Here is a 21,833-nt window from a genome sequence, read left to right on the forward strand (position 1 = left end):
AATTTCCCCATGGTGCAACGCTTTGACGTCGGCCCCCGCTTGTCGGAAATGGCCATCCACAACGGCACGGTTTATTTGGCTGGACAGGTGCCGGAAGACGCCAGCCTGGACATCGAGGGCCAGACCCGCCAGGTGCTGGCCGCCATCGACGCGCTGCTGGCCCGTGCCGGCACCGACAAAACCCGGCTGCTGATGGTGCAGATATTCATCGCCGACCTGGCGGACTTTGACGGCATGAACCGCGCCTGGGACGCCTGGGTGCCCGCCGGCCACACGCCGCCGCGCGCCACGGTGCAGGCGGCCCTGGCGCGCCCGGGCTGGCGGGTGGAAATCGTGGCCACCGCCGCGGTGTGAGACCTGCGGCCACCATGCCCCTGCGCCGCTGGCTCCCTTTTCTGAGCTGGCCGCGCCCCAGCGCAAGGCTGTTGCGCGGCGAAGCCCTGGCCGGCCTGACCGTGGGGCTGATGGTGATTCCCCAGGGCGTGGCCTATGCCGCCCTGGCGGGCATGCCGCTGGTGACGGGCATTTACGCGTCGCTGCTGCCGGCGCTGGTGGCGGTGCTGTTCGGGGCGTCCCAACGCCTGTCGGTGGGCCCCACGGCCTTGAGCTGCCTGCTGGTGACGGCGTCGCTGTCGGGGCTGGCCGCACCGGGCAGCGCCGCCTGGGTTGCGCTGGCAGTCTGGCTGGCGCTGCTGACCGGCCTGCTGCAGGTGGTGCTGGGGGCGGTGCGCTTCGGCTGGCTGCTGAACCTGGTGAATGCGCCGGTGCTGATGGCCTTCACCCAAGGGGCGGCGGTGCTGATCGTGGGCTCCCAACTGCCGCCGATGCTGGGGCTGCAGGGTGGCTGGTCGGGGCTGTGGTCGGCCCCGCCGCAGGTGCATTGGCCGGCGCTGGCGTTTGGCGCGGGCAGCGCCGCCCTGCTGGTGCTGGCGCGGCGCTGGAAACCCACCTTTCCCACGGTGCTGCTGCTGGTGCTGGCCTCGGCCGGGCTGAGCCACTGGAGCGGGTTTGAGGCCAACGGCGGGGCCGTGGTGGGCGCCTTGCCACAGGGCTTGCCGGCGCTGTACTGGCCCACCTGGCCGGGCTGGGCCACGCTGGGCCAACTGGTGGTGCCGGTGCTGGTGATCACCCTGGTGAGTTTTTTGGAAACCGCCTCCAGCGCCAAGGTAGACAACGCCCGCCAGGGCCAGCGCTGGGACCAGGACCAAGACCTGATCGGCCAGGGTCTGGCCAAGCTGGCCGCGGGCTTGACCGGCACCTTTCCCACGAGCTCCTCGTTCTCGCGTTCGGCCCTGAACCTGTACGCCGGCGCCCAGACCGGCTGGGCCACCGTGTTTTCGGTGGGGGTGGTGCTGGCGGCACTGCTGCTGTTCCTGCCGGTGCTGCACCACGTGCCGCATGCGGTGCTGGCGGCGATCGTGCTGGTGGCGGTGGTCGGCTTGATCCAACCGCGCGAGTTCGTGCGGCTGTGGCACATCTCGCGGGTGGAGGCGGTGACGGCCAGCGCCACCTTCGCCATCACCCTGCTGACCGCGCCGCGGCTGTATTGGGGTGTGCTGGCCGGCGTGCTGATGGCGCTGAGCCATTTTTTGTACCTGAGGCTGCACCCGCGCATCATTGAAGTGGGCTGGCACAGCGACGGCCGCTTGCGCGACCGGCACCTGTGGCAACTGCCGCCCCTGGCGCCGGCCACCCTGGCCTTGCGCATGGACGCGGAGCTGGATTTCGGCTCGGCCAGCGCGCTGGAGCGAAGCCTGAGCGAACACCTGGCCCAGCAACCCGAGACCCGGCACGTGCTGCTACTGGCACAGCCCATCAACCGCATCGACGCCACCGGGGTGGAAACCTTCGGCCGCCTGCGCCGGCAACTGGCCAACCAGCAACGCCACCTGTGGCTGGTCGGGGTCAAGCTGCCGGTGGAAACGGTGCTGCGCCAGGCCGGCGAACTGCCCGACACCGCCCACCTGCACCTGCATGCCACCGAAGCCGAAGCCTTGATGGCCCTCGAAAAGCTGGACGCGCGCCGGTGAGGGCCTCGGCCTGTGCTAGAATTTGCGTCTTTCCCCGATAGCTCAGTCGGTAGAGCGCCGGACTGTTAATCCGTAGGTCCCTGGTTCGAGCCCAGGTCGGGGAGCCATAATTTAACAAAGAAATCAAAGGCTTACAGTGGAAACGCTGTAAGCCTTTTTTCTTTACCCCCACCCTTCGGTACAACGTCGGAACAATCGCCGCGCATGCCGCCCAAACCCATCCCGCCGGAAACCCTGGCCCTGCGCCGCCAGAACAGCCTGACCCTGTTCACGCGCTGGCGTCTGCAAGAAATTGCCCAGGGCCGCCCCGGGGGCGACAAGGCGTTTTCGGCCATGCTGGGCATCTCGAACGCGCAGTGGAGCCGCATCAAGTCGGGCACGCCGGTCGGCCCCAAGCTGGCCCGCCAAATCGAGGCCGCGTGCGGCGTTGAGCCGGGTGGGCTGGACGTCCCGCAAGACGCCGCCGCAGGGCAAACAGCGGAGGCCCCGCATCCCATCGATCTGGCTGCTGCGTTGGGCCTGTCACGGCCCGACACCTTCGTGGTCCAGATGCACGGCCCCTCCATGACCGGCAAGGGCCTGGACGACGGCGACCTGCTGGTGGTCGATCCGGCCATCGTGCCCCGGCACGGCCACACGGTGGTGGCGCGGATGGACCACGAACCCTGCTGCCGCACGCTGTACCAGCGCGACGGGCAGACCCGGCTGCAAGCGGCTCACCCGGACTTTGCAGACACCGCGACCGAGGACGGATCAACTCCGGCCCTGTACGGGGTGGTGACCGCGGTGGTCAAACGCCTGGCGGTCTGAGGCCGGCCCAGGCGGACGGGCTCACGACCACAGCAGACCGGCCACGCCGGCCAGGCAGACGACGGGAATCACCCCCAGCTTAAAGCGCAGCAGGGCCACGCCCGCCGCCACCCCGATGGCGGCCGCGGCTGCGTCGAAGCCGCCACCCCAGCCCTGCGGCCAGAACACGTGCTGCGCAAAAAACACCGCGAGGTGAGCGATCACCCCCACCACCGCGGCGGTGATGGCCGTCAGCGGGGCGGTGAACTTGAGCTGCCCGTGGGTCGATTCGATGAAGGGTGCCCCCAGGAAAATGAAGCAAAACGAAGGCAGGAAGGTGAAACAGGTGACCACACCGGCCGCGGCGATGCCAGCCAGCAGCGGGGCGTCGGGCCCGAACACCGACTGCGTCCAGCCACCGACAAAGCCGACGAAGGCCACCACCATGATGAGCGGACCGGGCGTGGTTTCGCCCAGTGCCAGCCCGTCGATCATCTGCGCCGGGGTGAGCCAATGGAACTGCTCGACCGCGGCCTGGTACACATAGGGCAGCACGGCGTAGGCACCGCCGAAGGTGAGCAGCGCGGCTTTGGTGAAGAACCAGGCCATCTGGGTGAGCACGGCGTGCCAGCCGAAGGCCAGGACGAGGCCGCCCATGCCCACGGCCCAGAGGCCCAGGCACGCCGCCAGCACGCGAACGAAGCGCCCCCAGGCGAAACGCGCGTGCGCGGGCAATGGGGTGTCGTCGTCCAGCACGGCGGTCTGTACCGCCGCACCGGCCCGGCCGTGGCCGCCGCCCAGGGCGAAATGGCGGGGGGCCCAGCGTCCACCCAGGACGCCCACCAGCGCGGCCGCGGCCACGATCCACGGAAAGGGCAGGCGCCACACCACGATGGCTCCGAACGCCAGGGCCGCAATGCCCCAGAGCCAAGCGTTGCGCAGCACGCGGGAGCCGATGCGCACCGCGGCGGCCACCACGATGGCCGTGACCGCCGGCTTGATGCCGTAGAGCACGCCCGCCACCGCCGGCAGGTGGCCCCAGGACAGGTAAGCCCAGGACAGGCCGACCAGCAGCAGCCAGGACGGCAGCACGAACAAGCCCCCGGCGACGATGCCGCCCCAGGTGCGGTGCATCAGCCAGCCGATGTAGGTGGCGAGTTGCTGGGCCTCGGGCCCGGGCAGCACCATGCAGTAGTTGAGCGCATGCAGGAAACGCCCCTCGGAAATCCAGCGCTTGCGCTGCACCAGGTCCTCGTGCATGAGGGCGATCTGCCCGGCCGGCCCCCCAAAGCTGAGGCAACCCAGGCGCAGCCAGTACAGCAAGGCCTGCCAAAAGGTGGGGGGCGTGGGCGCGCTCATTGCACCAGGGCCACGGCCTTGACCTGCGCCCACACCCGCTGCCCCACCTGCAGACCGAGCGCGTCGAGCGCGCGCCGGGTGATGCGGGCGAGCAGGACCGAACCGCCCCAGCGCACGCGCACCAGGGCCTGCGAGGGGTGCGGATCGGGCACGATGGCATCGACCACGCAGGCGAAGTGGTTCTGGATGCTGGTGTGGACGGGCCGCTCGGTGGCCAGGCTGACGTCGCGGGCCAGCACCCGCAGGCGCACGGCGCGCCCCCGGGGCACGCCGGTGTCGCGCAACCAGAAATCGGCACCGTCCACGGCGACCCGGGCCAGGTGCCAGCGCGTGTCGTGCTCGGCCACTTCGCCTTGGAGCAGGGCGCCGACGTCGTCGCCGAGGAGCACCGGGTCGTCGAGCCGGGCCAAGACCTCGGCGACCGGACCGGCGGCCTGGACACGGCCGCGCGCCAGCACCACCAGGTGGTCGGCCAGGCGGTGCAACTCGTCGGCCGAGTGGGTGACGTAGAGCATGGGCAGGCGCAATTCGTCGCGCAGCTTTTCCAGCCAGGGCAGGATGTCCTGCCGGCGCGCCGCGTCGAGGGCGGCCATGGGCTCATCCAGCAGCAGCAGGCGCGGCTGGGTGGCCAGGGCCCGGGCGATGGCCACGCGCTGGCGTTCACCGCCCGACAGCTGCGCCGGCCGGCGCGCCAGCAGGTGGTCGATGCCGAGCAGCCCCGTCACCTCGGCCAGGGCGTGTTCGCCACGGGGGTGACCGCTGCGGCGCAAGGCGTAGTGCAGGTTGCCGCGCACGTCGAGGTGCTCGAACAGGCTCGCCTCCTGGAACACATAGCCCAGGGGACGGCGGTGGGTGGGCAGGAAATGGCCGGCCGCGTCGTCCTGCCAGACTTCTTCGCCCACCGCCACCCGGCCGGGCCGGGCCCGCTCCAGGCCGGCCACGCAGCGCAGCACGCTGGTTTTGCCCGAACCCGAGGCCCCGTACAGCACGGTGATGCCGCGGGCCGGCAAGGTCAGGTCGACCTGCAGGGTGAAGTCGGCCCGCGGCAGGGTGAGCGCGAGGTGCAGCGCCGCCGTCATGGCAGCACCCGGGCCGGACCGCGCCGCAGCCAGGCCAGGGCCAGCAGCACCGCGAAGGAAAAGAGCAGCATGCCCCCCGCCAGGGCGTGGGCCTGGGCGTACTCCATGGCCTCGACGTGGCCGTAGATCTGGGTGGAGACGACCCGCGTCTGGCCCGGGATGTTGCCGCCGATCATCAGCACCACCCCGAATTCGCCCACGGTGTGGGCAAAGCTCAGGATGGCCGCGGTGAGCAGGCCGCCCCGGGCCTGCGGCAAGGTGACGGTGAAGAAGGCGTCGAGCGGACCGGCCCGCAGCGTGGCCGCCACTTCCAGCGGGCGGCGGCCCATGGCCTCGAAGGCGTGCTGCAGCGGCTGCACCGCAAACGGCAGGGAAAACACGATGGACCCCAGCAGCAGCCCGGTGAAGGTGAACGACCACACGCCCCAGCCCAGGGCCTGCGTCAGCCGGCCGAGCGGGCCCTGCGGCCCCATGGCCACCAGCAGGTAGAAGCCCAACACCGAGGGCGGCAGCACCAGCGGCAGGGTGACGAGGGCGCTGATGGGCGCCCGCCAGCGCGACGCGGTGAACGCGAGCCACCACGCCAGTGGCGCGGCCAGCACCAGCAGGCACAGCGTGGTGAGGGTGGCGAGCTCGACCGTGAGGCGGATGGCCTGCCAGGCGTCGGGACCGATGGGCATGCCGCAGTGTGCCTCAGAAACCGTAGCCGTGGGCCTCGATCACGGCACGCGCCTTGTCACCGCGCAGGTAGGCCAGCAAGGCCGTGGCGGCCGACTGGCCCCGCCCTTTCTGCAGCAGCACGGCGTCTTGCCGGATGGGGGCGTGCAGGTGGGGCGGCACCGGCCAGGCCGAGCCTTCGGTGAGGCGGCCATCCACCTCGACCTGAGAACGCGCCACAAAACCCAACAGGGCGTTTTCGGTGGCCACGAACTGGTGCGTCTGGGCGATGTTCTCGCCCTGCACGAATTTGGGTTTGAGCGCGTCGTACAGGCCCAGGCGGCTCAGGGTTTCGACGGCCGCCTGCCCATAAGGGGCCAGCTTGGGGTCGGCCACAGCGATGCGGTCGAAGGCGCCGCGGCGCAAGACCTCGCCGCGCTCGTCCACCACGCCGGGGCGCTTGCTCCACAGCACCAGGCGCCCGACCGCGTAGGTGTAACGGGTGCCTGGGACGGCCAGCCCCTCCTGTTCCAGCCGGGCGGGCACGTCGTCGTCGGCGGCGAGCAGGACCTGGAACGGCGCCCCGTGGCGGATCTGTGCGTAGAACCGCCCCGTGGAACCAAAGGCCAGGGTGGCGGTGTGGCCGGTGTCGGCCTCGAACAGGCGCGCGATTTTCTGCATGGGCACGGTGAAGTTGGCGGCCACCGCCACCGACACCTCGGCCGCCTGCGCCGACACCGCCCACACCACGGCCCCGATGGCCCAGCCGATTCGCTTCACACCGCCTCCGCTATTCCATTGATGAATAGCGAGAATGTAGCACGGCCCCCGCTACCATTGCCGGATGAGCACGCCGCCCCTGCCCTTGGCACAGGTCCTCGGCTTCGAGGCCAGCGACAAACGCATCGACATCCTGCGCCGCATCGGCCAGACCGGGACGATTTCCGAAGCGGCGCGCCAAGCCGGGGTGAGCTACAAAGCCGCCTGGCAGGCGCTGGAAACCCTGACCAACCTGGCCGGCACCCCTTTGGTGGACAAGGCGGTGGGCGGCAGCGGCGGCGGCGGTGCGGTGCTGACCGACGCCGGCTGGCACGTGCTGGAAGCCGCCGACCGGCTGGCCCAGGTGCGGCAACAACTGCTGAGCGGGTGGGGCACGGCCAGCCCCGGCCGGGCCGCTCTGGCCCTGCGCACCAGCATGCGCAACCAGTTCCCCTGCACGGTGGCCGCGCTCCGGCCGCAGGGCGGGCAGGTGCGGGTGGCCCTGGAGCTGTCCCCCGACGCCCTGCTGCACGCCCGCATCACCCGGGAGAGTGCCCAGTTGCTGGGCTTGGTGCGGGGGCTGGAGGTGCTGGCCCTGTGCAAGGCCACGGCCGTGCAGATCGGCCGGTCGCTGACCGCCGCTGCAGGCCGCAACCTGTTGACCGGCACGGTCACGCGGGCTGGACGCGCCGCCCAGGGGGGTGAAATGGGGCTGCGCTTGCCCGGCGGGGTGCAGTGGGTGGGTTTTGCCGAGGCCGGGCACGGGCTGACAGTGGGCGAGCCGGCCCTGGCCGCCGTGGACGAAGCCGCGGTGGTGATCGCTCAACTGGCCTGAAGCGGCCTCAGAGCGCCCGGACCGCTCAGAGGCTGTTGCGCCACTGGGCCAGGGTGCGCAGCAGCGCGCGGTTGAGCTGCTCCAGCGGGAAGCCGTAGGCCTCGCACACCGCGGGCAGGCGCTGCACCTCGTCGTCGTGTTCCAGGCGGCGGGCCAGGTCGAAGTAGGGGAAGTACGGGCCGGTCTGGCGCAGCAAGGCGTCGGTCATGGGCTCGGACAGCGGCACCCGCCGCAGCGTGGTGGCCAGGGGCTCGTGGGTCAGGCGGTCGAGCCGGGAGAACAGGCCGGTGACGTAGATTTCGGTGGCCAGGTCGTGCTGCACACCGGCGTTCATCAGGTGCTCCATCAGGCTGCCGCGCAGGACCATGGCCAGGCGCACCGGCAGCAGTTCGCGGTCGGCGGAGGCCCCGGGCATGAGCTCCAGCAACCAGTCACGCAGTCGGCGCTGGCCCAGCAGCATCAGGGCCTGGCGCACCGTGCTCACCTCGCGGCTGGCCCCAAACACCGGCGAGTTGACCAGGCGCAGCATGCGGAAGGTCAGGACCGCGTCCTGGTGGATGAGGCGCTCGATCACCTCCATGGAGGCCTCGCGCATCAGCGCCTGCTGCACGCGCACCAGGGTGAGTTTGTCCACCGGCACGCCGTGGCGCTGGTGCTCGCGGAGCACATCGTCTTCGGGCCAGCCGAGCACGCCCCAGGCCTGGCGCTCGTCCAGGGCGTGCACGGCCAGGCGGCGTTGGTTCAGGTCGCGGTAGAGCTGCCCGGTCAGCAAGGGGCTGCGCCCGTGCTGCTCCGCGGCCTGCAGGGCCTGGGTGACCTGCTCGGGCCACAGGTGCAGCAGGTGGCGGTGCGCGCCGGGGCCGGTGGCCGGGGTGGGCCGGGCGCGGGCCAGGGGGGCGTCCTGCACCAGGCGGTGGCCCATGCGCTGGGCGCGGGCCAGGGCTTCGGGCAGACCGGGCGGCGGCGTGTCGCCAAAGTCGGGGATCTCGAGCCAGAGGTGGTCGTGCGGCGTGACCACCAGCGCCTGGCGCAGCAGGCTCTGCTCCACGAAGGACACCAGCAGGAAGGGCGCCTGCCCGGACCAGGCGTTGGCCAGCAGTTCGAGCAGGTGGGCCGCGTCCACCGAGTCGGGCGCCAGCGCCCGCACCCGCAGGCGCACGCCGATCAACTGGCGCGAGGCGCCCCAGACCGGTTGGTAGGCGAAGGCGACGTGCTCAAGCAGGTTCAGTGACATACCTCACGCAATGTACTGGAAGAGCGAGAGTTTCTGGACCTGGGCGTAGGACTTGAGCGCGGCCTGGTAGGCGGTCTGGCGGTTCTGGAAATCGGAGATGGCTTTGACCATGTCCACGTCGGTCAGCTGGGAGTTCTCGGTTTCGTAGGCCAGTTGCCGGTCGGCGAACAGGCCTTCCATCGAATCGGCGCGGTTGAGCCATTCGCCCAGGCGGCCGCGGGCGGCCAGCATGCGGTCGAGCCCGGCGTCGGTTTCCTGCAGGGCGCGGGACAACTCCTGTGTCAGCTGGGCGTTCTGGTTGGCGCCGCCGTAACGCAGGGCGTCGATGGTGTTCTGGATGGTCTGGAAGTACTCGCCCGGTTCGTTGACCACCGGCGACAGCGTGAGTTTGTCACCGGCGGCGGGGCTGCCTTGCAGTTCGAGGCGGACACCGCCGAACGACAGGGTCTTGCTGTTGGTGAAGCTGTAGACGTCGGTGCTGGGCGGCACCGGCACGGCCGGTGCGTCGAGCACCAGGTTGGCGCCGTAGGCCGCATCGCCGGCCGCGGTGTCTGCCAGCACCTGGCGCACGCGGAAGGTGTCGGCGGTGAGGAATTCGACTTCGTACCCGAGGCCGCCGGTGTCGAAACCGGCTGGCAGGGTGTCGCCGCTGAACGCGCCGAGCGAGGCACGCAGCGCGCCCGCATTCCCGGTTTCGGCGGTGGTGGCGTAGTCGGTGAAGGTGCCGGTGCCGTCGAACTGCGGCGTCAGGTGGAGGCTGTCGCCGGCCTGGGCCACGCCCTGCAGGTCGAAGGCAATGGTGTCGGTGCCTGCCGTGACGAAGCTGACGCTGGTGGTGGTGGGGTCGTACACCGAGGTCGGTCCGACGACCGCATCGGTGTCCATGTTCACCACGCGGTAGCTCAGTTGCCCACTGTTCGCCGGGTCTTTGAAAAAGTCCACCCGGTAGCTGACGCCGGGGGCCGCGGCCGGGGGGGCCGTGTCCGTCACCGCCCCGTTGACGACGGCCGCATTGCCCTGGTTGGCCGCGTCCAGACCCACGGTGAAGACGCCATTGCCCTGGGGTACGTTCATCCACACCATGCTGCCGTCGATGGCGTGCGGCAGCGACGATTCGGTCGGCAGGTACTGGCCGGGCTGGCCGTCAAAGCGCACGCCGGCGTCGGGACCGTACACGTCGACAAACGGCTGGGAGCTGCCCCCCAGACCGCCGAACAGGGTCAGGCCCGTGGTGTCGGCCCGGTTGGCCACGTTGAGCATCTGGTCGCGCAGGCCTTCGAGCTGCTTGGCCAGGTCTTCGCGCTCGCGGTTGCTCAGGGCCGGGTTGCCGGCCTGCACCATGAGTTCGCGGATCGAGTGCACCAGATCGGTCGCCTCCCCCAGGGCACTTTCGGCCTGGGTCAGGGCGGTGCGCGAGGCCTCCAGCGCACGCTGGTCGGCCTCGACCCGCGCCATGCGGTTGCGCGCCCGCTCCGACAGCGTGGCCGCGACCGCGTCGTCGCTGGCGCGGATGACGCGTTTGCCGGTGGACAACTGCTCCTGCGACGTGGCCAGGTCGGCGTTGCGCTTGGCGATGTTGTTCATCGTCACGTCGTAGGTGTTGGCGGTGGAGACGCGGAATATGCTCATGGGAAGCTCCTTGGGCGCGGGGTCGACCGGTCACATCAGCCGAAGCTGTTGATCAGGGTGTCGAACGTGCCTTGCACCGTCTGCAGGTATTTGGCGGCCGCCTGGTAGGACTGCTGGTATTGCAGCATGCGGGCGGCCTCTTCGTCCAGGTTGACGCCGGCCACGTTGGCGCGGGCGGTTTCGGCCGAGACCGCCTTGGTTTCGGAGAATTCGGCCGCGAACTTGGCCGCCTGCACGCGCGCGGCCACCTCGGAAAACACGCTCACGTAGCCGTCGCTCAGGGCGATGCCTTCGAACGTGGGCACGTCGCGCAAGGTCAGCATGGCCTGGGCGTTGCCGGCGTTCTGGCGCATGTCGTCGCCCGGACCGGGGGGCAGCATGGTGATGGTGTCACCGTCCGCCGGGGCGCCGCGCAGGGTCACCGAGTAATCGATGGTGTAGACGTTGCCGGCGCCGTCGTTGATGCTGATCTTTGCCGTCAGCGGCTGGCCGGGCGAATAGGTCAGCGTGCTGGGGCTAACGGTAGCCGTCGCCGGGGCAATCGGCGTGGGCGTCGTCGCCAGGTTGAACTGGCCGGTGGTGTCGTCGTAAGTCAGCTCCAGCGTGGGGCGTGTGGCCGGCATGCTGCCGCTGACCAGGTCGAAGCCGACCACGCTGAAGGTCTCCACCCCCAGGCCGCTGCCGGCCTGCAGATCGGGGCGGACCATGACCGCCGAGGCCGCGGCCAGCTGCTCGGGCCGGCTGATGGCCACGCCGATGTTGCGGCTGGCATCGGCAAAAGGCTTGATCAGGTAGCGGTCGCCGCTGGCCAGCGCCGGACTGGCCGCCAGCGAAAAGCCCAGGCCGTCGAGGCTGGTGCCGCTGCCGAACACCAGCTGGTTGTTGTTGGCCGTGTCCACGGTGAACGCAAACGCCTTGCCGTCGGACAGGCGCACCATGGAACCGGTGGGCGGCACGGCCGCGGCATCGGTGATGCGCACCTCGTAGTTGGAGGCGATGAAGGCACTCGGATCTTCTACCGTGGCCGTCAGCGCCGGGGCACTGGTGCGCGAGGGAATGGCGCTGAACGACACGTCGATGCCGTCCATGGACAGGTAGCCCCCGGCCAGACTGAACAGCGGGTTGTCGGGCTGCATGTCGCCATTGAGGTTCAGGCCCAGCGCGTGCTGCTCGTTCATCTGCACCGCGGTGCCCAGGGCCATGCGGCCCAGCAGGTTGGTGGCGTCGTTCAGCTCGTTGTTGATGAAGCGCACCAGGCCGTTCAGTTCACCGCCACGCAACAGGTCCTGCGAGATGGAGTAGGGCTGGCCGTCGCGGTCCAGCGCGATGCCAATCTGCTTGGGGTCCAGCGGTGCGTCGGTCGGCGGCGGATCGAGCGTGTCGGAGCGCGCCAGCTTGAAGGCCTCGCCCCCCAGCACCAGGGGCAGGCTGCCGCCGACGAACACCGTCATGGCGCCGCTGTCCGACACCACCGCGGTGGTCTGGATGTGGGTGTTGAGCTGGCGCAGCAGCTGATCGCGCTGGTCCAGCAGTTCGTTGGGCACGGCGGTGGCGCTCTGCCCTTCGACGATGCGCACGTTCAAGGCAGCGATCTGCTTGGCCAGCTCGTTGATGCTGGTCATGGTCGCGTCCACCTGCTGGCGCGCCGACACCCACAGTTCGTCCAGCGTCTTGGTGATGCTGTTGAGCTGCTGGGTGAAGTCCTCGGTGCGGCTGAGCACCACGGTGCGCGCGGTCAGGTCGGTGGGGGAAGACGACACGTCCACCCAGGCGTTGAGCGCGTCGTTGAGCGCTGCGCCCAGACCCGACTCGCCCATGGGAAACAGGTCCTCCACCTGCTGCAGGCGCTGGTAGAGCACCGCCTCGGACGAGGCGACCGACTGCGTCAGCTGCGCCTCGCGCGCCAGCAGCTGGTCGTAAATGCGGGTGACGCTCTCCAGCTCCACCCCCTTGCCGAAGTAGCTGCCCCCCAGGCGCTGGCCGGCGACGCTGTTGAACGACACCACCTGGCGCGAATAGCCTTCGGTGTTGACGTTGGCGATGTTGTTGCCCACCACCTGTAAGGCGGACAGGTTGGTGGTGAGGGCGCGGGTGGCGATGTTGAGGCTGCTCATGGCTCGGTCCTTTCAGCCTCAGGCCGTGGCGCGCTGCAGGCTGAGTGCGGTGTTGATGACGCGACTGAGCTTGCTCGCGTATTGCGGGTCGGTGGCGTAACCGGCGTTTTGCAACTGCTGCGCGAAGGCGCCGGAGGAATGCAGGTTGTCCATCACCTGCGCGTAGCGCGGGCTCTGGCTGATCATGCGGGCGTAGTCGCGGAAGGAGTCGGCGTAGGAGTCGTAGGCGCGGAACTTGGCCGTGACCTTGCGCGCCACGCCGTCCACGTACTCGGTGGTGGTGATCTCGGCGACCTTGCCCTTCCAGCCGGCACCGGCCTTGATGCCGAACAGGTTGTGGGCGTTACCGCCATCGGCAGCGCGGATCTCGCTGCGGCCCCAGCCGGTTTCGTGTGCGGCCTGGCCGATCATGAACGCCGCCGGGATGCCGGTTTCGCGCGACACCGCCAGCGCCGCCTGGCTGTGCTGCGCCACAAAGCCAGCTTGCGTCGGGGTGGCCTGCGACACCTGGGCAACGCCGGCACGGGGGGCCGCGCCGGCCGCGTCAGGGCGGGTCGATGTGGTCTGCTGCGACAGCTGGCGCTCGATCATCTCGCCCAGGCCGCCGGGCATGCCGGTCATCAACTGCGACCATTGCTGGTCCAGCAGGTCGGTGCCCAGGCCGGTGGCCTCGTTGTCCATCAGGCCGCTTTTCATGGAGGCGTCGCGCATGCTCTTGAGCAGCTCCTGCATGAACAGCGATTCGAACTGCTTGGCGGTTTCCTTCAGCGCGGCGCGGCTGTCCTTGCCGGCCAGGGCGTTGAGCGAATTGAGCGAAGTGGCATCGGCAGCCAGCCCGCGCTGGCTGGCAAAGCCCACAGTGGATATGGCCATGTCAGATCACCTCCAACTCCGCGTTGAGCGAACCGGCCGCCTTCAGCGCCTGAAGGATGGCCACCAGGTCCTGCGGCGTCACGCCCAGGGCGTTGAGGGCACGCACCACGTCGCCCAGCTGGGGCGAGGCCTCCACCTGCATCAGCTTGCCGCCGTCCTGCGCCACCTGGATGTTGGCCTTCTCCGTGACCACGGTCTGTGCGGTGCTGGGCGCGAACGAATTGGGCTGGCTGACCTGCGGGGTCGAGCTGATGCTGACCGACAGGTTGCCGTGCGCCACCGCGCTGGCCTTGAGCGATACCGACTGGTTCATCACCACCGAACCGGTGCGTGCGTTCACCACCACCCGCGCCACCGCGTTGGGAATCTCCAGCGGCAACTCCTCCAGGTCGGCCACGAAGGCGACGCGCTCGTCGGGGCTGGGCGGCGCGCTCACGCGCACCGTGCGCCCGTCCATGGCCCGGGCCACGCCCGCGCCCTTGGCGGCGTTGATCGACGCGGCCACGCGGCGCGCGGTCTGGAAATCGTTGGCGTTGAGCGTCAGGTCGATCGACTCGCCGCTGAGGAAGGGCGTGGGCACGCTGCGTTCCACCTGGCCGCCGGCGGGAATGCGCCCGGCGCTCAGGTGGTTCACCGTGACCGAACTGCCCCCAGCCGAAGCCCCCGCGCCGCCCACCAGCAGGTTGCCCTGGGCCAGCGCGTAGATCTGCCCGTCCACCCCGCGCAAGGGCGTGGTGATGAGGGTGCCGCCGCGCAGCGATTTGGCGTTGCCCGCCGACGACACGGTCACGTCGATGGCCTGCCCCGGGCGGGCAAAAGCCGGCAGTTGCGCCGTCACCAGCACCGCCGCCACGTTTTTGGGCTGGGCCACCACGCCGGCCGGCAGGACGATGCCCATCTGCTGCAGGTAATTGGCCAGGCTCTGGCTGGTGTAGGGCATCTGCGAGGATTGGTCGCCGGTGCCGTCCAGTCCCACCACCAGCCCGTAACCGGTCAACTGGTTGCTGCGCACGCCCTGCACCGCCGCCACGTCCTTGATGCGCGCGGCCTGCGCCGGCGTGCTCAGCCAGCCGCCCAGGCCCACCAGGAGGGCCAGCGCCAGGCATCGAGAAGGGGTCAAAGCAAATCGGTTCATGGGGGTCCTTTCCGGCGGCCGGGCCCCAAGCCCATCACCGCACGTACCGCATGAACCGATTGTCGAAAAACTTTAGAACGGCAAAAGCGTCAAAAAGAAGCGGGAAAGCCAGCCAAATGTCTGCGCATCGTTCTGCGCCCCACGCCCGCGCGAGAGCACGCGCACGTTGGCCACCTGGGTGGACTGCACCGTGTTGCCCGGACGGATAGTGCGCGGGTCCACCGTGCCCGAGAACTGCAGCACGTCCACATTCTGGTTCACGCCGATCTGTTTTTCGCCAATGACGACCAGGTGCCCGTTGGGCAGCACATCGGTGACAGTGGCAGTGATGTTGCCGGTGAAGGTGTTGGTCGCCTCGGTGGCGCCGTCGCCATTGAAGGTGTTGCTCGACGCGGCCCCGGCCGTGAGCTTGCCCAGGGTGCTCGCATTCAGGAACGGGAAGGCGCTGACGCTGCCGCCCAGCTCGGACTCGCGGTTGACCGTGGACGAGGACTGCTGCGAGGCCGTCAGCCGTTCGGCGATCTGCACCGTCAGCGTGTCGCCCACCAGGCGGGCGCGGTGGTCCTCGAAGCCCGGGCGGTAGCTGCTGGCGGCGAACAGGCTGCCCGTGGCCGGCCCCGGCTCGGTCGCCTGGGCCTGCGGGTAGACCAACTTGTCGGGGGCCTTGGCCAGGTCGACGTCGGGAATTTGCGAGAGCGAGGCGCAACCGGTCGCCGCGCAGGCGGCCAGGCCGAGCAGGGTCCAGGCCGCCGCGCGGCGCCACGGGTGGTGGGGGGTGTGCATGTCGTCAGCTCCAGCGGGCAAGGCGTGGGGTCATCCAGGGCTCAGAGCTGGCCCAGGCGTTGCAGCATCTGGTCCGAGGTCTGGATCGCCTTGGAATTCATCTCGTAGGCCCGCTGGGTCTGGATCATGGTCACCAGTTCCTGCACCACGTTCACGTTCGACGATTCCAGGTACCCCTGCAGCACCTCGCCCAGGCCCTCGGCACCGGGCTCGCCGGTGGTCGGGGCACCCGAGGCCACGGTTTCGGTGTAAAGGTTCTGCCCGCGCGGCTCCAGGCCGGCCGGGTTGATGAAGTTGGCCAGCTCGATCGAACCGATCTGCTGCGGCGTCGGGTTGTTGCCGATGACGGCGGTGGCCACCCCGTCCTTGCCGATGGTGACGCTGCGCGCGCCCTCGGGCACGGTGACGCCGCCCAGCACCCGCAGACCGTTGTTGGTCACCATCTGCCCCTGGGCGTTGATCTTGAAGGTGCCGTCGCGGGTGTAGGCGGTGCTGCCGTCGGCCATTTCCACCTGGAAAAAGCCGTTGCCGTTGATCGCCACGTCGAAGCCGTTCTGGCTTTCCTGCAAACTGCCCTGGGTGTAGGTGCGGGCCGTGCCCACGGTGCGCACCCCCAGCCCCAGGTGCAAGCCCGTGGGCAGTTCGTTCTGCTGCGTGGCGTTGCCGCCGGCCTGGCGCAGGTTCTGGTAAATCAGGTCCTCGAACAGCGCGGTGCCGCGCTTGAAACCGGCCGTGGACACGTTCGCCAGGTTGTGCGAAATCACGTCCATCTGGGTTTGCTGTGCCTGCATGCCGGTGGCGGAAATGCCCAGCGAATTGACGAGTGCCATGGTGTTACTCCTGTCTTATCGGGTTGATGCTAGTGGGCCTCAACCGTTCATGCTCAGCAGTTGACTGGCACTTTGGTCGTTCTTTTCGGCGTTTTGCAGCATCTTCATCTGCACCTCGAACTGGCGCGCCACGCTGATCATGCCCACCATGGCCTCCACCGCGTTCACGTTCGAGCCTTCCAGCACGCCGTCGGCCAGCCGGGCGCTTTCGTCCTGCGGCAAGGGGTTGCCGCCGCCGGCACGGAACAGGCCGTCGTCGCCGCGTTGCAGGCGATCGGTGGCGTTGGGCGTCACCAGTTTGAGCTGGCCCAGCTGCTCTTTTTCCTGGCCCGGCACCTGGCCGGTCACGGTGCCGTCCGAACCGATGCTGACGCGTGCGCCCTGCGGCACGGTGATCGGGGCGCCGCCATTGCCCAGCATCGGCAGGCCGGAATGGCCCACCAGCTCGCCCGTGGACGACACCTGCAAGGCGCCGGCACGGGTGTAGGCCTCGGTGCCGTCCAGCCCCTGGATGGCGAAGTAAGCATTGCCCTGCGCCGCCACGTCCAGGTTGCGGCCGGTCGCCGTCATGGTGCCGGGCGCCTCCAGGTGGCCGGCGGTGGCCTCCAGGGCGTGCACCCGGGTGGTGGCACCGTCGCCGCGCAAAGGCACATCGCGGAAGGTGGCCAACTGCGCCCGGAAACCGTTGGTGTTGACGTTGGCCAGGTTTTGCGACAGCAACTGCTGCCGGTGCATCGCGGCGGATGCGCCGGTCAGGGCGGTGTAGATCAGGCGGTCCATGGCTCAACCTCGCGGCAAAGGGGTGTCCGGGCTCAGGCTGCGCCGATCAGCGCAGGTTCACCAGGGTCTGCAGGACCTGGTCCTGCGTCTTGATGGTCTGGGCGTTGGCCTGGTAGGTGCGCTGCGCGGTGATCATGTTCACCAGTTCCTGCGTCAGCTCCACGTTGGACTCTTCCAGCGCGCCCGAACGCAGCGAACCCAGGTTGCCCGCTCCCGGCGGCGACAGCGCCGGCTCGCCCGACGCCGCGGTCTCCACCCAGTAGCCGCCGTTGATCGGCGCCAGCCCGCCGACGTTGCGGAAGTTGGCCAGGTAGATCTGGTCCTCCGGATCCACGATCGTTTCGCCGTTGGAGTAGCGGGCCGAGATGTTGCCATCGGACTCCACTTCGATACCGACCAGATCGCCCTTGGCCCGGCCGTCCTGCTCCACCGAGGTGACGTTGAACTCGCCCGCGAACTGAGTGGCGTTGAGCAGGTCCAGTTCGACGTTGAAGGCACTGGTAGCCTCGGTCGGCACGCGCACCCCGCTGATGGTCAGGTTGGGCGGCGGGTTGCTGGCGCTGAAGCCGGTGCTGGTGTCGGCCGGATCGAAATCGGCCGCCGCACGGGTGGCCAGGATCTTGCCGCGCTCGTCGAACTGCACGCTGCCCACGTAGTTGGTGGCCACCACCGTGTCCGGGCCGGTGACGGCGGTGTAGGTGGCCGGCGTCGCGGTCGCACCAGCGGTCAAGGTCGCTTGGGAATAAAAGGTGCCGTCGGCCCCCACATACATGGGCGCCGTCACATCGGGAGTGGGAGGTGTAGCCGTGGGATCACCCGGGGTCACCACCTCCGAAAATCCGGCCGGTACGATTGGGTTGCCATTGGCGTCGGTGTAGTAGGTGCTGCCGCTCGGGATCTCGGTCGGGTAGCTGGCAAACACATCCCAGGTGTTGGCGGCGGTCTTGCGGTAGTAGGTGTCCACGTTGATGGACGCGCCCTGGCTGTCAAAGATCTGCGCGGTGGTGCCGTAGGTGGTCAGGGGCACGGGCACGTCCAGGCTCGGGTCGTTCCACACCGGCGCCCGGGTGTCCAGGTTCAGTTCCAGCGCGATGTTGGTGGACTGCTCGCCGGAAATGCCGGCGTTGGTCGGCAACACGATCGGCACCCCCAGCTTGTTCAGCAGCTTGGCACCGTCGTTGGTGACGATGTTGCCCTCCGGGTTGAGCTTGAAGTTGCCGGCCCGGGTGTACCCGACGGAGCCGTTGGGCAGCTCCACCTTGAAGAAGCCGGCGCCGTTGATGGCCACGTCCAGGTCGTTGCCCGTCACGGTGATGTTGCCCTGCGTGAACTGCTGCGACACGGCCGCCACCGTGGTGCCGATGCCGAAGCCGCCACTGCCCGTGGCCGCCAGCGACGAGGCATAGGCCTCGGCGAACTCGGCGCGCGAGGACTTCATGCCGTAGGTGTTGGCGTTGGCGATGTTGTGCCCGATCACGTCCAGGTTTTTGGACGCGGCGTTCAGGCCCGAAAGTCCGGTGTTGAAGCTCATGGCGATTTCCTTTCAGGAGAAATGGGGGGTGCGGCACCGCCGCGTCACATAAAGGCTTGCACCTGGTCGTAGCCCACGGTCTGGCCGGCGCTGGTGCGCAGGGTCATCGCGCCGTCGCTCATGCCCACGGCCTCGACCCGCTGGGGCGAGAGGGTCGTCACCGCCACCGCGTTCTGGCCCGAGGTGGCAGTCACGCGGAAGGTCCCGACGGTGGCGGGGTCGATGCCGTTGGCGTTCCAGTCGAAGAATTGCTGGCCGGCCGCCTGTGCGCCGAGCCGCAGGGTGCCCAGCAGGTTGCCGGCCTTGCCCATCACGTCCACGGTCACGCTGTCGGCGCTGCTGGCCAGGCTGAAAGCGCCATGGCCCACGCCGGCGTCGTCAAAGCTCAGCCGGTTGCCCGCCACCAGCACCTCGCGCCCCACCAGCGAGGCACCCTGCATCGCCTGCAAGGCGGCAAACTGGGTGCCCATGCCCTTGAGCGTCTCGTTCAGCTGCTGGATGCCCGTCACCGTGTTGATCTGCGCCATCTGCGAGGTCATCTGGGCGTTGTCCATGGGGTTGAGCGGGTCCTGGTTCTGCAACTGGGCCACGAACAGGTTGAGGAAGCGCTCCTGCGCCGCCGCCGGGTCGGTGTTGGCGGCGGTGCTGCCGCCAGCGGCGTTGTAGGCGTTGATCTGGTCGTTGGTCAGGGCGGTCATGTACATGGTTGGCTCCGGCGCGGGCTCACTGGCCCATCTGCAAGGTCTTGAGCATCAGCGTCTTGGCGGTGTTCATCACCTCGACGTTGTTCTGGTACGAGCGCGACGCCGAGATCATGTTGACCATCTCCTCCACCGGGTTCACGTTGGAATGGGTCACATAGCCCTGAGCGTCGGCCTGGGGGTGCTGCGGGCTGAACTCGCGGCGGTTGGGCGCAGCGCTTTCCACCACGTTGACCACCTTCACACCGGCCGAGGCCTGACCGTTGCCCATGGGCACGGTCTGGAACATCACCTGGCGCGCCTTGTAGGCCTGGCCGTCAGGACCGGCGACCGCATCGGCGTTGGCCAGGTTGCTGGCCACGGTGTTCAGGCGCTGGGCCTGCGCACTGATGGCGCTGCCCGAGACGTTGAAAATGTTGAACATCGACACGATCCCACTCCTTATTGGCCCTGGATGGCCGCGAGCATGGTCTTGACGTGACCGTTGATGAAACGCAGGGTCGATTCGTACTGGATGGCGTTTTCGGTGAAGTTCGCGCGCTGTTGATCCAGATCGACGCTGTTCCCGTCCAGACTGGGCTGGGTCTGCACCGTGTAGTCGGCCTTCACCTGCTCGCTCACCCCGCCCTGGCTGCTCCAGGTGCGCAGGTGGCCGGCGTCGTTGCCGGCCAGGGCACCGCGGCCGCTGCCGGCCCGATCCATCACGTCGCGCAAGGCGGCGTCGAACTTGAAGTCGCGCGCCACATAGCCCGGCGTGTCGGCGTTGGCGATGTTGCTGGCAATCACCTGCTGGCGGTGCGCGCGCAACTGCAGCACGCTGGAGAACTGCTCCATCCGATTCGTCAGCTGTTCAAACATGAGCACCTCCAGAACTTGCGGTGCCAGGACACCATGCCCCGGTGGAGTGATTGTCAAAAACTTGAGCGTTTTCAATCCCCCAAATAAGCCGGCCCCGGCCCGGCATTTCCGCGCTTTGCCGGCCGCCCCGGGGGCTACAGTCGGTCCCCAAGATGTCACACCGTGCCCGCCTTTCCCACCGACCCACGCCCGCCCACCGCTGGGCCTGGGCGGTGGCGTGTGCGGGCTGGGCCACCCTGGCCCCACCGGCCCAGGCCAACCCGTCCTGGAACGCCGAGGCCCAGCAATGGATCGCGCAGCAGCTGGCGGCAGAAGCTCCGGCCGCCCTGCCGTTGCGCCCCGAGGTGACGGTGGGCCAACTCGACAGCCGGCTGCAACTGGCCCCCTGCGCCCGCGTCGAACCCTACCTCCCCACGGGCACACGCCTCTGGGGGCGCAGCCGCATCGGGCTGCGCTGCGTCCAGGGGCCGGTGCTCTGGAACGTGTTCCTGCCCATCACCGTCAAGGCCTGGGGCCCGGCCTGGGTGGTGCGCCAGCCCATCGCCCGCGGCACTGCGCTGGAAGCGTCCCAGTTCGAAGCCACCGAGGTCGACTGGGCCGAGGGCGGCGCTCCGGTCCTGGCCCGCCCCGAAGACTGGATCGGTCAGCAGGCGGACCGCGCACTGGCGCCCGGCCAGGTGCTGCGCAAAGGCATGGTCAGCGTGGCGCAGGCCTTTGCCGCCGGCACCCAGGTGCGCGTGCGCGTCCAAGGCAATGGCTTCACCCTGATGGCCACCGGGGCCGCCATCACCCACGGCTATGTGGGCGAAACCGCGCGGGTGCGCATGCCCAACCGCAAGATCCTGAGCGGCACCGTGCGCAACGCCGACACGGTGGACATCTCGCTCTGAGGCGTTGCCGGGCGCCCTCCGCCCGCCATTGACTGTCGGATTCTGCCCACACCCGGGGTTTTCGACCGCGCCACTTTTTTGAAAAAAGGGGTAAAGTCCCTCCATCAATGGTCGATAACTCTCCCAAAGGCCCGTCACTGGGCACCTGGAGAGCGTCATGAAACTCGGAAACCTGCCGGAAAAGCCCCTCAACAACCTGTCTGCTGGCCCCAACAAGCCCGCAGACGGTGCGGCCGCATCCGTTCAAAGCACCGACACCGCTGCCGCTGCCCAAACCGCCAGCGTGGCGGTCAAGTTGTCGGCCGTGACGCAGACCATGACCAACGGCGTGGCCCGCTCCGGCACAGACGTGTTCAACGCCGAAAAAGTGGAGGCCATGCGCGCCGCCATTGCCAACGGCTCCTTCTCGGTCAACGCCGAAGCCATTGCCGACAAGCTGCTGGGCAACGCCCGTGAAATGCTGAGCGTGGCCAGCGCCTCCTCGGGCAACGACCGCAGCGCCCCCGTCTGAGGCGCGGTCGCCCCCTGTCTCCATGACGCAGCCCGACTGGTCGCCCAGCCTGGAACAACTGGACACCCTGGACCAGCACTTGGAGCGCGCCTTGCAGGCCGCGCTGGACAGCGTGCGGCTCGGCACCGCCGACGCCCTGGTGCAGTGCTGCGCCGAACTGGGCCCGGCCCTGCAGCAGGCCCTGCCCACCCTGGCCCAGGCCATCCAATGGGGCGAGCCCCCGACCGCCTTCCGCGTGAAATTGCAGGCCTTGCAAAAACGCCTGGAACTGTTGCAGCAAACCCAGGCCCGGCTGGCTGCCAGCAACCAGCAAGCCCTGGGGCTGCTGTTCCCGACCGACCAGATCCAGGCCTACAGCCGCCTGGGCCCAGCGCGCGGCCCGGGCCTGGGCAGCGCCGCCTACCTCAAGGCCTGAGAACCCCCGACCCCAACACGAACAGGCCCACTCGGGGCCTG

At 69.1% G+C, this 21,833-nt stretch carries 23 protein-coding genes and 1 tRNA gene; 8 read left to right on the forward strand and 16 right to left on the reverse strand.

Going from position 1 to position 21,833, the window contains the following annotated elements:
- The first annotated feature begins 9 nt into the window (after window positions 1–9).
- The 4 genes from CON77_RS01400 (at window position 10) to CON77_RS01415 (ending at window position 2,840) form a co-directional block, all read left to right on the forward strand.
- The gene (locus tag CON77_RS01400; RefSeq protein WP_101047086.1) at window positions 10–354 is read left to right on the forward strand and encodes a RidA family protein; all 345 of its coding nucleotides are present in this window, start codon (window positions 10–12) and stop codon (window positions 352–354) included.
- A 14-nt stretch (window positions 355–368) separates the two neighbouring features.
- Window positions 369–2,030 carry a SulP family inorganic anion transporter gene (locus tag CON77_RS01405; RefSeq protein WP_101047088.1) on the forward strand — a complete coding sequence of 554 codons (1,662 nt, stop codon included), beginning with the start codon at window positions 369–371 and terminating at the stop codon, window positions 2,028–2,030.
- Window positions 2,031–2,061: 31 nt separating this feature from the next.
- Window positions 2,062–2,137: transfer RNA gene (locus tag CON77_RS01410), tRNA-Asn, on the forward strand.
- 97 nt (window positions 2,138–2,234) lie between these two features.
- Entirely contained in the window at window positions 2,235–2,840 is a 606-nt protein-coding gene (locus tag CON77_RS01415; RefSeq protein WP_101047090.1) for a LexA family protein, read from the forward strand.
- Window positions 2,841–2,861: 21 nt separating this feature from the next.
- Here the strand turns inward: CON77_RS01415 and chrA are convergent, their stop codons facing one another.
- The 4 genes from chrA to modA are packed head-to-tail and all read right to left on the reverse strand — an operon-like array spanning window position 2,862 to window position 6,694.
- Window positions 2,862–4,178: a chromate efflux transporter gene (chrA, locus tag CON77_RS01420; protein ID WP_101047092.1), complete on the reverse strand. Its 1,317-nt coding sequence runs from the start codon at window positions 4,176–4,178 to the stop codon at window positions 2,862–2,864.
- Window positions 4,175–5,257, reverse strand: coding sequence for a molybdenum ABC transporter ATP-binding protein (modC, locus tag CON77_RS01425; protein ID WP_101047094.1), 1,083 nt, complete (start codon window positions 5,255–5,257; stop codon window positions 4,175–4,177). Before modC ends, chrA begins: the two co-directional genes overlap by 4 nt.
- Window positions 5,254–5,937 carry a molybdate ABC transporter permease subunit gene (gene modB, locus CON77_RS01430; RefSeq protein ID WP_101047096.1) on the reverse strand — a complete coding sequence of 228 codons (684 nt, stop codon included), beginning with the start codon at window positions 5,935–5,937 and terminating at the stop codon, window positions 5,254–5,256. Before modB ends, modC begins: the two co-directional genes overlap by 4 nt.
- A 13-nt stretch (window positions 5,938–5,950) precedes the next feature.
- Window positions 5,951–6,694, reverse strand: coding sequence for a molybdate ABC transporter substrate-binding protein (gene modA, locus CON77_RS01435; RefSeq protein ID WP_101047098.1), 744 nt, complete (start codon window positions 6,692–6,694; stop codon window positions 5,951–5,953).
- 64 nt (window positions 6,695–6,758) lie between these two features.
- On the opposite strand from modA, the gene CON77_RS01440 reads away from it, so the two are divergent.
- On the forward strand, window positions 6,759–7,508 hold the full coding sequence (locus tag CON77_RS01440; protein WP_101047099.1) for a TOBE domain-containing protein: 750 nt from the start codon (window positions 6,759–6,761) through the stop codon (window positions 7,506–7,508).
- Window positions 7,509–7,533: 25 nt separating this feature from the next.
- On the opposite strand, the gene CON77_RS01445 is transcribed toward CON77_RS01440, so the two are convergent.
- The 12 genes from CON77_RS01445 to flgB all read right to left on the reverse strand — a co-directional run bounded on the left by CON77_RS01445 (window position 7,534) and on the right by flgB (window position 19,976).
- The gene (locus CON77_RS01445) at window positions 7,534–8,742 is read right to left on the reverse strand and encodes an HDOD domain-containing protein (RefSeq protein ID WP_101047101.1); all 1,209 of its coding nucleotides are present in this window, start codon (window positions 8,740–8,742) and stop codon (window positions 7,534–7,536) included.
- A 3-nt stretch (window positions 8,743–8,745) separates the two neighbouring features.
- A complete protein-coding gene (gene flgL / locus CON77_RS01450; protein WP_101047103.1) occupies window positions 8,746–10,371 on the reverse strand; it encodes a flagellar hook-associated protein FlgL in 1,626 nt (541 codons plus the stop codon).
- A gap of 35 nt (window positions 10,372–10,406) precedes the next feature.
- The gene (flgK, locus tag CON77_RS01455) at window positions 10,407–12,485 is read right to left on the reverse strand and encodes a flagellar hook-associated protein FlgK (RefSeq protein ID WP_101047105.1); all 2,079 of its coding nucleotides are present in this window, start codon (window positions 12,483–12,485) and stop codon (window positions 10,407–10,409) included.
- A gap of 18 nt (window positions 12,486–12,503) precedes the next feature.
- Complete coding sequence (gene flgJ / locus CON77_RS01460; protein ID WP_101047107.1) at window positions 12,504–13,358, reverse strand: flagellar assembly peptidoglycan hydrolase FlgJ; 855 nt, start codon at window positions 13,356–13,358, stop codon at window positions 12,504–12,506.
- A gap of 1 nt (window position 13,359) precedes the next feature.
- Window positions 13,360–14,493: a flagellar basal body P-ring protein FlgI gene (locus tag CON77_RS01465; protein ID WP_101047109.1), complete on the reverse strand. Its 1,134-nt coding sequence runs from the start codon at window positions 14,491–14,493 to the stop codon at window positions 13,360–13,362.
- A 72-nt stretch (window positions 14,494–14,565) separates the two neighbouring features.
- Window positions 14,566–15,276: a flagellar basal body L-ring protein FlgH gene (locus CON77_RS01470; RefSeq protein WP_101047111.1), complete on the reverse strand. Its 711-nt coding sequence runs from the start codon at window positions 15,274–15,276 to the stop codon at window positions 14,566–14,568.
- Window positions 15,277–15,317: 41 nt separating this feature from the next.
- Window positions 15,318–16,106, reverse strand: a complete 789-nt coding sequence (gene flgG / locus CON77_RS01475; protein ID WP_101047113.1) for a flagellar basal-body rod protein FlgG — start codon at window positions 16,104–16,106, stop codon at window positions 15,318–15,320.
- A 39-nt stretch (window positions 16,107–16,145) separates the two neighbouring features.
- Window positions 16,146–16,886 (reverse strand): flagellar basal-body rod protein FlgF, encoded by a 741-nt coding sequence (gene flgF, locus CON77_RS01480; RefSeq protein ID WP_101047115.1) that lies wholly within the window; start codon window positions 16,884–16,886, stop codon window positions 16,146–16,148.
- A 46-nt stretch (window positions 16,887–16,932) separates the two neighbouring features.
- A complete protein-coding gene (locus CON77_RS01485; RefSeq protein ID WP_101047117.1) occupies window positions 16,933–18,417 on the reverse strand; it encodes a flagellar hook protein FlgE in 1,485 nt (494 codons plus the stop codon).
- A gap of 44 nt (window positions 18,418–18,461) precedes the next feature.
- Complete coding sequence (locus tag CON77_RS01490; protein WP_232788361.1) at window positions 18,462–19,121, reverse strand: flagellar hook assembly protein FlgD; 660 nt, start codon at window positions 19,119–19,121, stop codon at window positions 18,462–18,464.
- A 19-nt stretch (window positions 19,122–19,140) separates the two neighbouring features.
- Window positions 19,141–19,548 (reverse strand): flagellar basal body rod protein FlgC, encoded by a 408-nt coding sequence (flgC, locus tag CON77_RS01495; protein WP_101047119.1) that lies wholly within the window; start codon window positions 19,546–19,548, stop codon window positions 19,141–19,143.
- A gap of 11 nt (window positions 19,549–19,559) precedes the next feature.
- Window positions 19,560–19,976 (reverse strand): flagellar basal body rod protein FlgB, encoded by a 417-nt coding sequence (gene flgB / locus CON77_RS01500; RefSeq protein WP_101047121.1) that lies wholly within the window; start codon window positions 19,974–19,976, stop codon window positions 19,560–19,562.
- 152 nt (window positions 19,977–20,128) lie between these two features.
- Between flgB and flgA the strand changes: the two genes are divergently transcribed.
- The 3 genes from flgA (at window position 20,129) to CON77_RS01515 (ending at window position 21,792) form a co-directional block, all read left to right on the forward strand.
- Window positions 20,129–20,866, forward strand: a complete 738-nt coding sequence (gene flgA / locus CON77_RS01505; RefSeq protein WP_101047123.1) for a flagellar basal body P-ring formation chaperone FlgA — start codon at window positions 20,129–20,131, stop codon at window positions 20,864–20,866.
- Between the two features lie 157 nt (window positions 20,867–21,023).
- Window positions 21,024–21,377, forward strand: a complete 354-nt coding sequence (gene flgM, locus CON77_RS01510) for a flagellar biosynthesis anti-sigma factor FlgM (protein WP_101047125.1) — start codon at window positions 21,024–21,026, stop codon at window positions 21,375–21,377.
- 22 nt (window positions 21,378–21,399) lie between these two features.
- A complete protein-coding gene (locus CON77_RS01515) occupies window positions 21,400–21,792 on the forward strand; it encodes a hypothetical protein (RefSeq protein ID WP_101047127.1) in 393 nt (130 codons plus the stop codon).
- Window positions 21,793–21,833: the final 41 nt, after the last annotated feature.

This window comes from Macromonas nakdongensis, from assembly GCF_002837145.1.
GTDB classification, from domain to species: domain Bacteria; phylum Pseudomonadota; class Gammaproteobacteria; order Burkholderiales; family Burkholderiaceae_C; genus Macromonas_B; species Macromonas_B nakdongensis.

What these genes read in the sequence shown, in the direction of transcription:
- CON77_RS01400 (WP_101047086.1), top strand. Translation starts at nt 10, where the DNA reads ATGGTGCAACGCTTTGACGTCGGCCCCCGCTTGTCGGAAATGGCCATC.
- CON77_RS01405 (WP_101047088.1), top strand. Translation starts at nt 369, where the DNA reads ATGCCCCTGCGCCGCTGGCTCCCTTTTCTGAGCTGGCCGCGCCCCAGC.
- CON77_RS01415 (WP_101047090.1), top strand. Translation starts at nt 2,235, where the DNA reads ATGCCGCCCAAACCCATCCCGCCGGAAACCCTGGCCCTGCGCCGCCAG.
- chrA (WP_101047092.1), bottom strand. Translation starts at nt 4,178, where the DNA reads ATGAGCGCGCCCACGCCCCCCACCTTTTGGCAGGCCTTGCTGTACTGG.
- modC (WP_101047094.1), bottom strand. Translation starts at nt 5,257, where the DNA reads ATGACGGCGGCGCTGCACCTCGCGCTCACCCTGCCGCGGGCCGACTTC.
- modB (WP_101047096.1), bottom strand. Translation starts at nt 5,937, where the DNA reads ATGCCCATCGGTCCCGACGCCTGGCAGGCCATCCGCCTCACGGTCGAG.
- CON77_RS01440 (WP_101047099.1), top strand. Translation starts at nt 6,759, where the DNA reads ATGAGCACGCCGCCCCTGCCCTTGGCACAGGTCCTCGGCTTCGAGGCC.
- CON77_RS01445 (WP_101047101.1), bottom strand. Translation starts at nt 8,742, where the DNA reads ATGTCACTGAACCTGCTTGAGCACGTCGCCTTCGCCTACCAACCGGTC.
- flgL (WP_101047103.1), bottom strand. Translation starts at nt 10,371, where the DNA reads ATGAGCATATTCCGCGTCTCCACCGCCAACACCTACGACGTGACGATG.
- flgK (WP_101047105.1), bottom strand. Translation starts at nt 12,485, where the DNA reads ATGAGCAGCCTCAACATCGCCACCCGCGCCCTCACCACCAACCTGTCC.
- flgJ (WP_101047107.1), bottom strand. Translation starts at nt 13,358, where the DNA reads ATGGCCATATCCACTGTGGGCTTTGCCAGCCAGCGCGGGCTGGCTGCC.
- CON77_RS01465 (WP_101047109.1), bottom strand. Translation starts at nt 14,493, where the DNA reads ATGAACCGATTTGCTTTGACCCCTTCTCGATGCCTGGCGCTGGCCCTC.
- CON77_RS01470 (WP_101047111.1), bottom strand. Translation starts at nt 15,276, where the DNA reads ATGCACACCCCCCACCACCCGTGGCGCCGCGCGGCGGCCTGGACCCTG.
- flgG (WP_101047113.1), bottom strand. Translation starts at nt 16,106, where the DNA reads ATGGCACTCGTCAATTCGCTGGGCATTTCCGCCACCGGCATGCAGGCA.
- flgF (WP_101047115.1), bottom strand. Translation starts at nt 16,886, where the DNA reads ATGGACCGCCTGATCTACACCGCCCTGACCGGCGCATCCGCCGCGATG.
- CON77_RS01485 (WP_101047117.1), bottom strand. Translation starts at nt 18,417, where the DNA reads ATGAGCTTCAACACCGGACTTTCGGGCCTGAACGCCGCGTCCAAAAAC.
- CON77_RS01490 (WP_232788361.1), bottom strand. Translation starts at nt 19,121, where the DNA reads ATGTACATGACCGCCCTGACCAACGACCAGATCAACGCCTACAACGCC.
- flgB (WP_101047121.1), bottom strand. Translation starts at nt 19,976, where the DNA reads ATGTTTGAACAGCTGACGAATCGGATGGAGCAGTTCTCCAGCGTGCTG.
- flgA (WP_101047123.1), top strand. Translation starts at nt 20,129, where the DNA reads ATGTCACACCGTGCCCGCCTTTCCCACCGACCCACGCCCGCCCACCGC.
- flgM (WP_101047125.1), top strand. Translation starts at nt 21,024, where the DNA reads ATGAAACTCGGAAACCTGCCGGAAAAGCCCCTCAACAACCTGTCTGCT.
- CON77_RS01515 (WP_101047127.1), top strand. Translation starts at nt 21,400, where the DNA reads ATGACGCAGCCCGACTGGTCGCCCAGCCTGGAACAACTGGACACCCTG.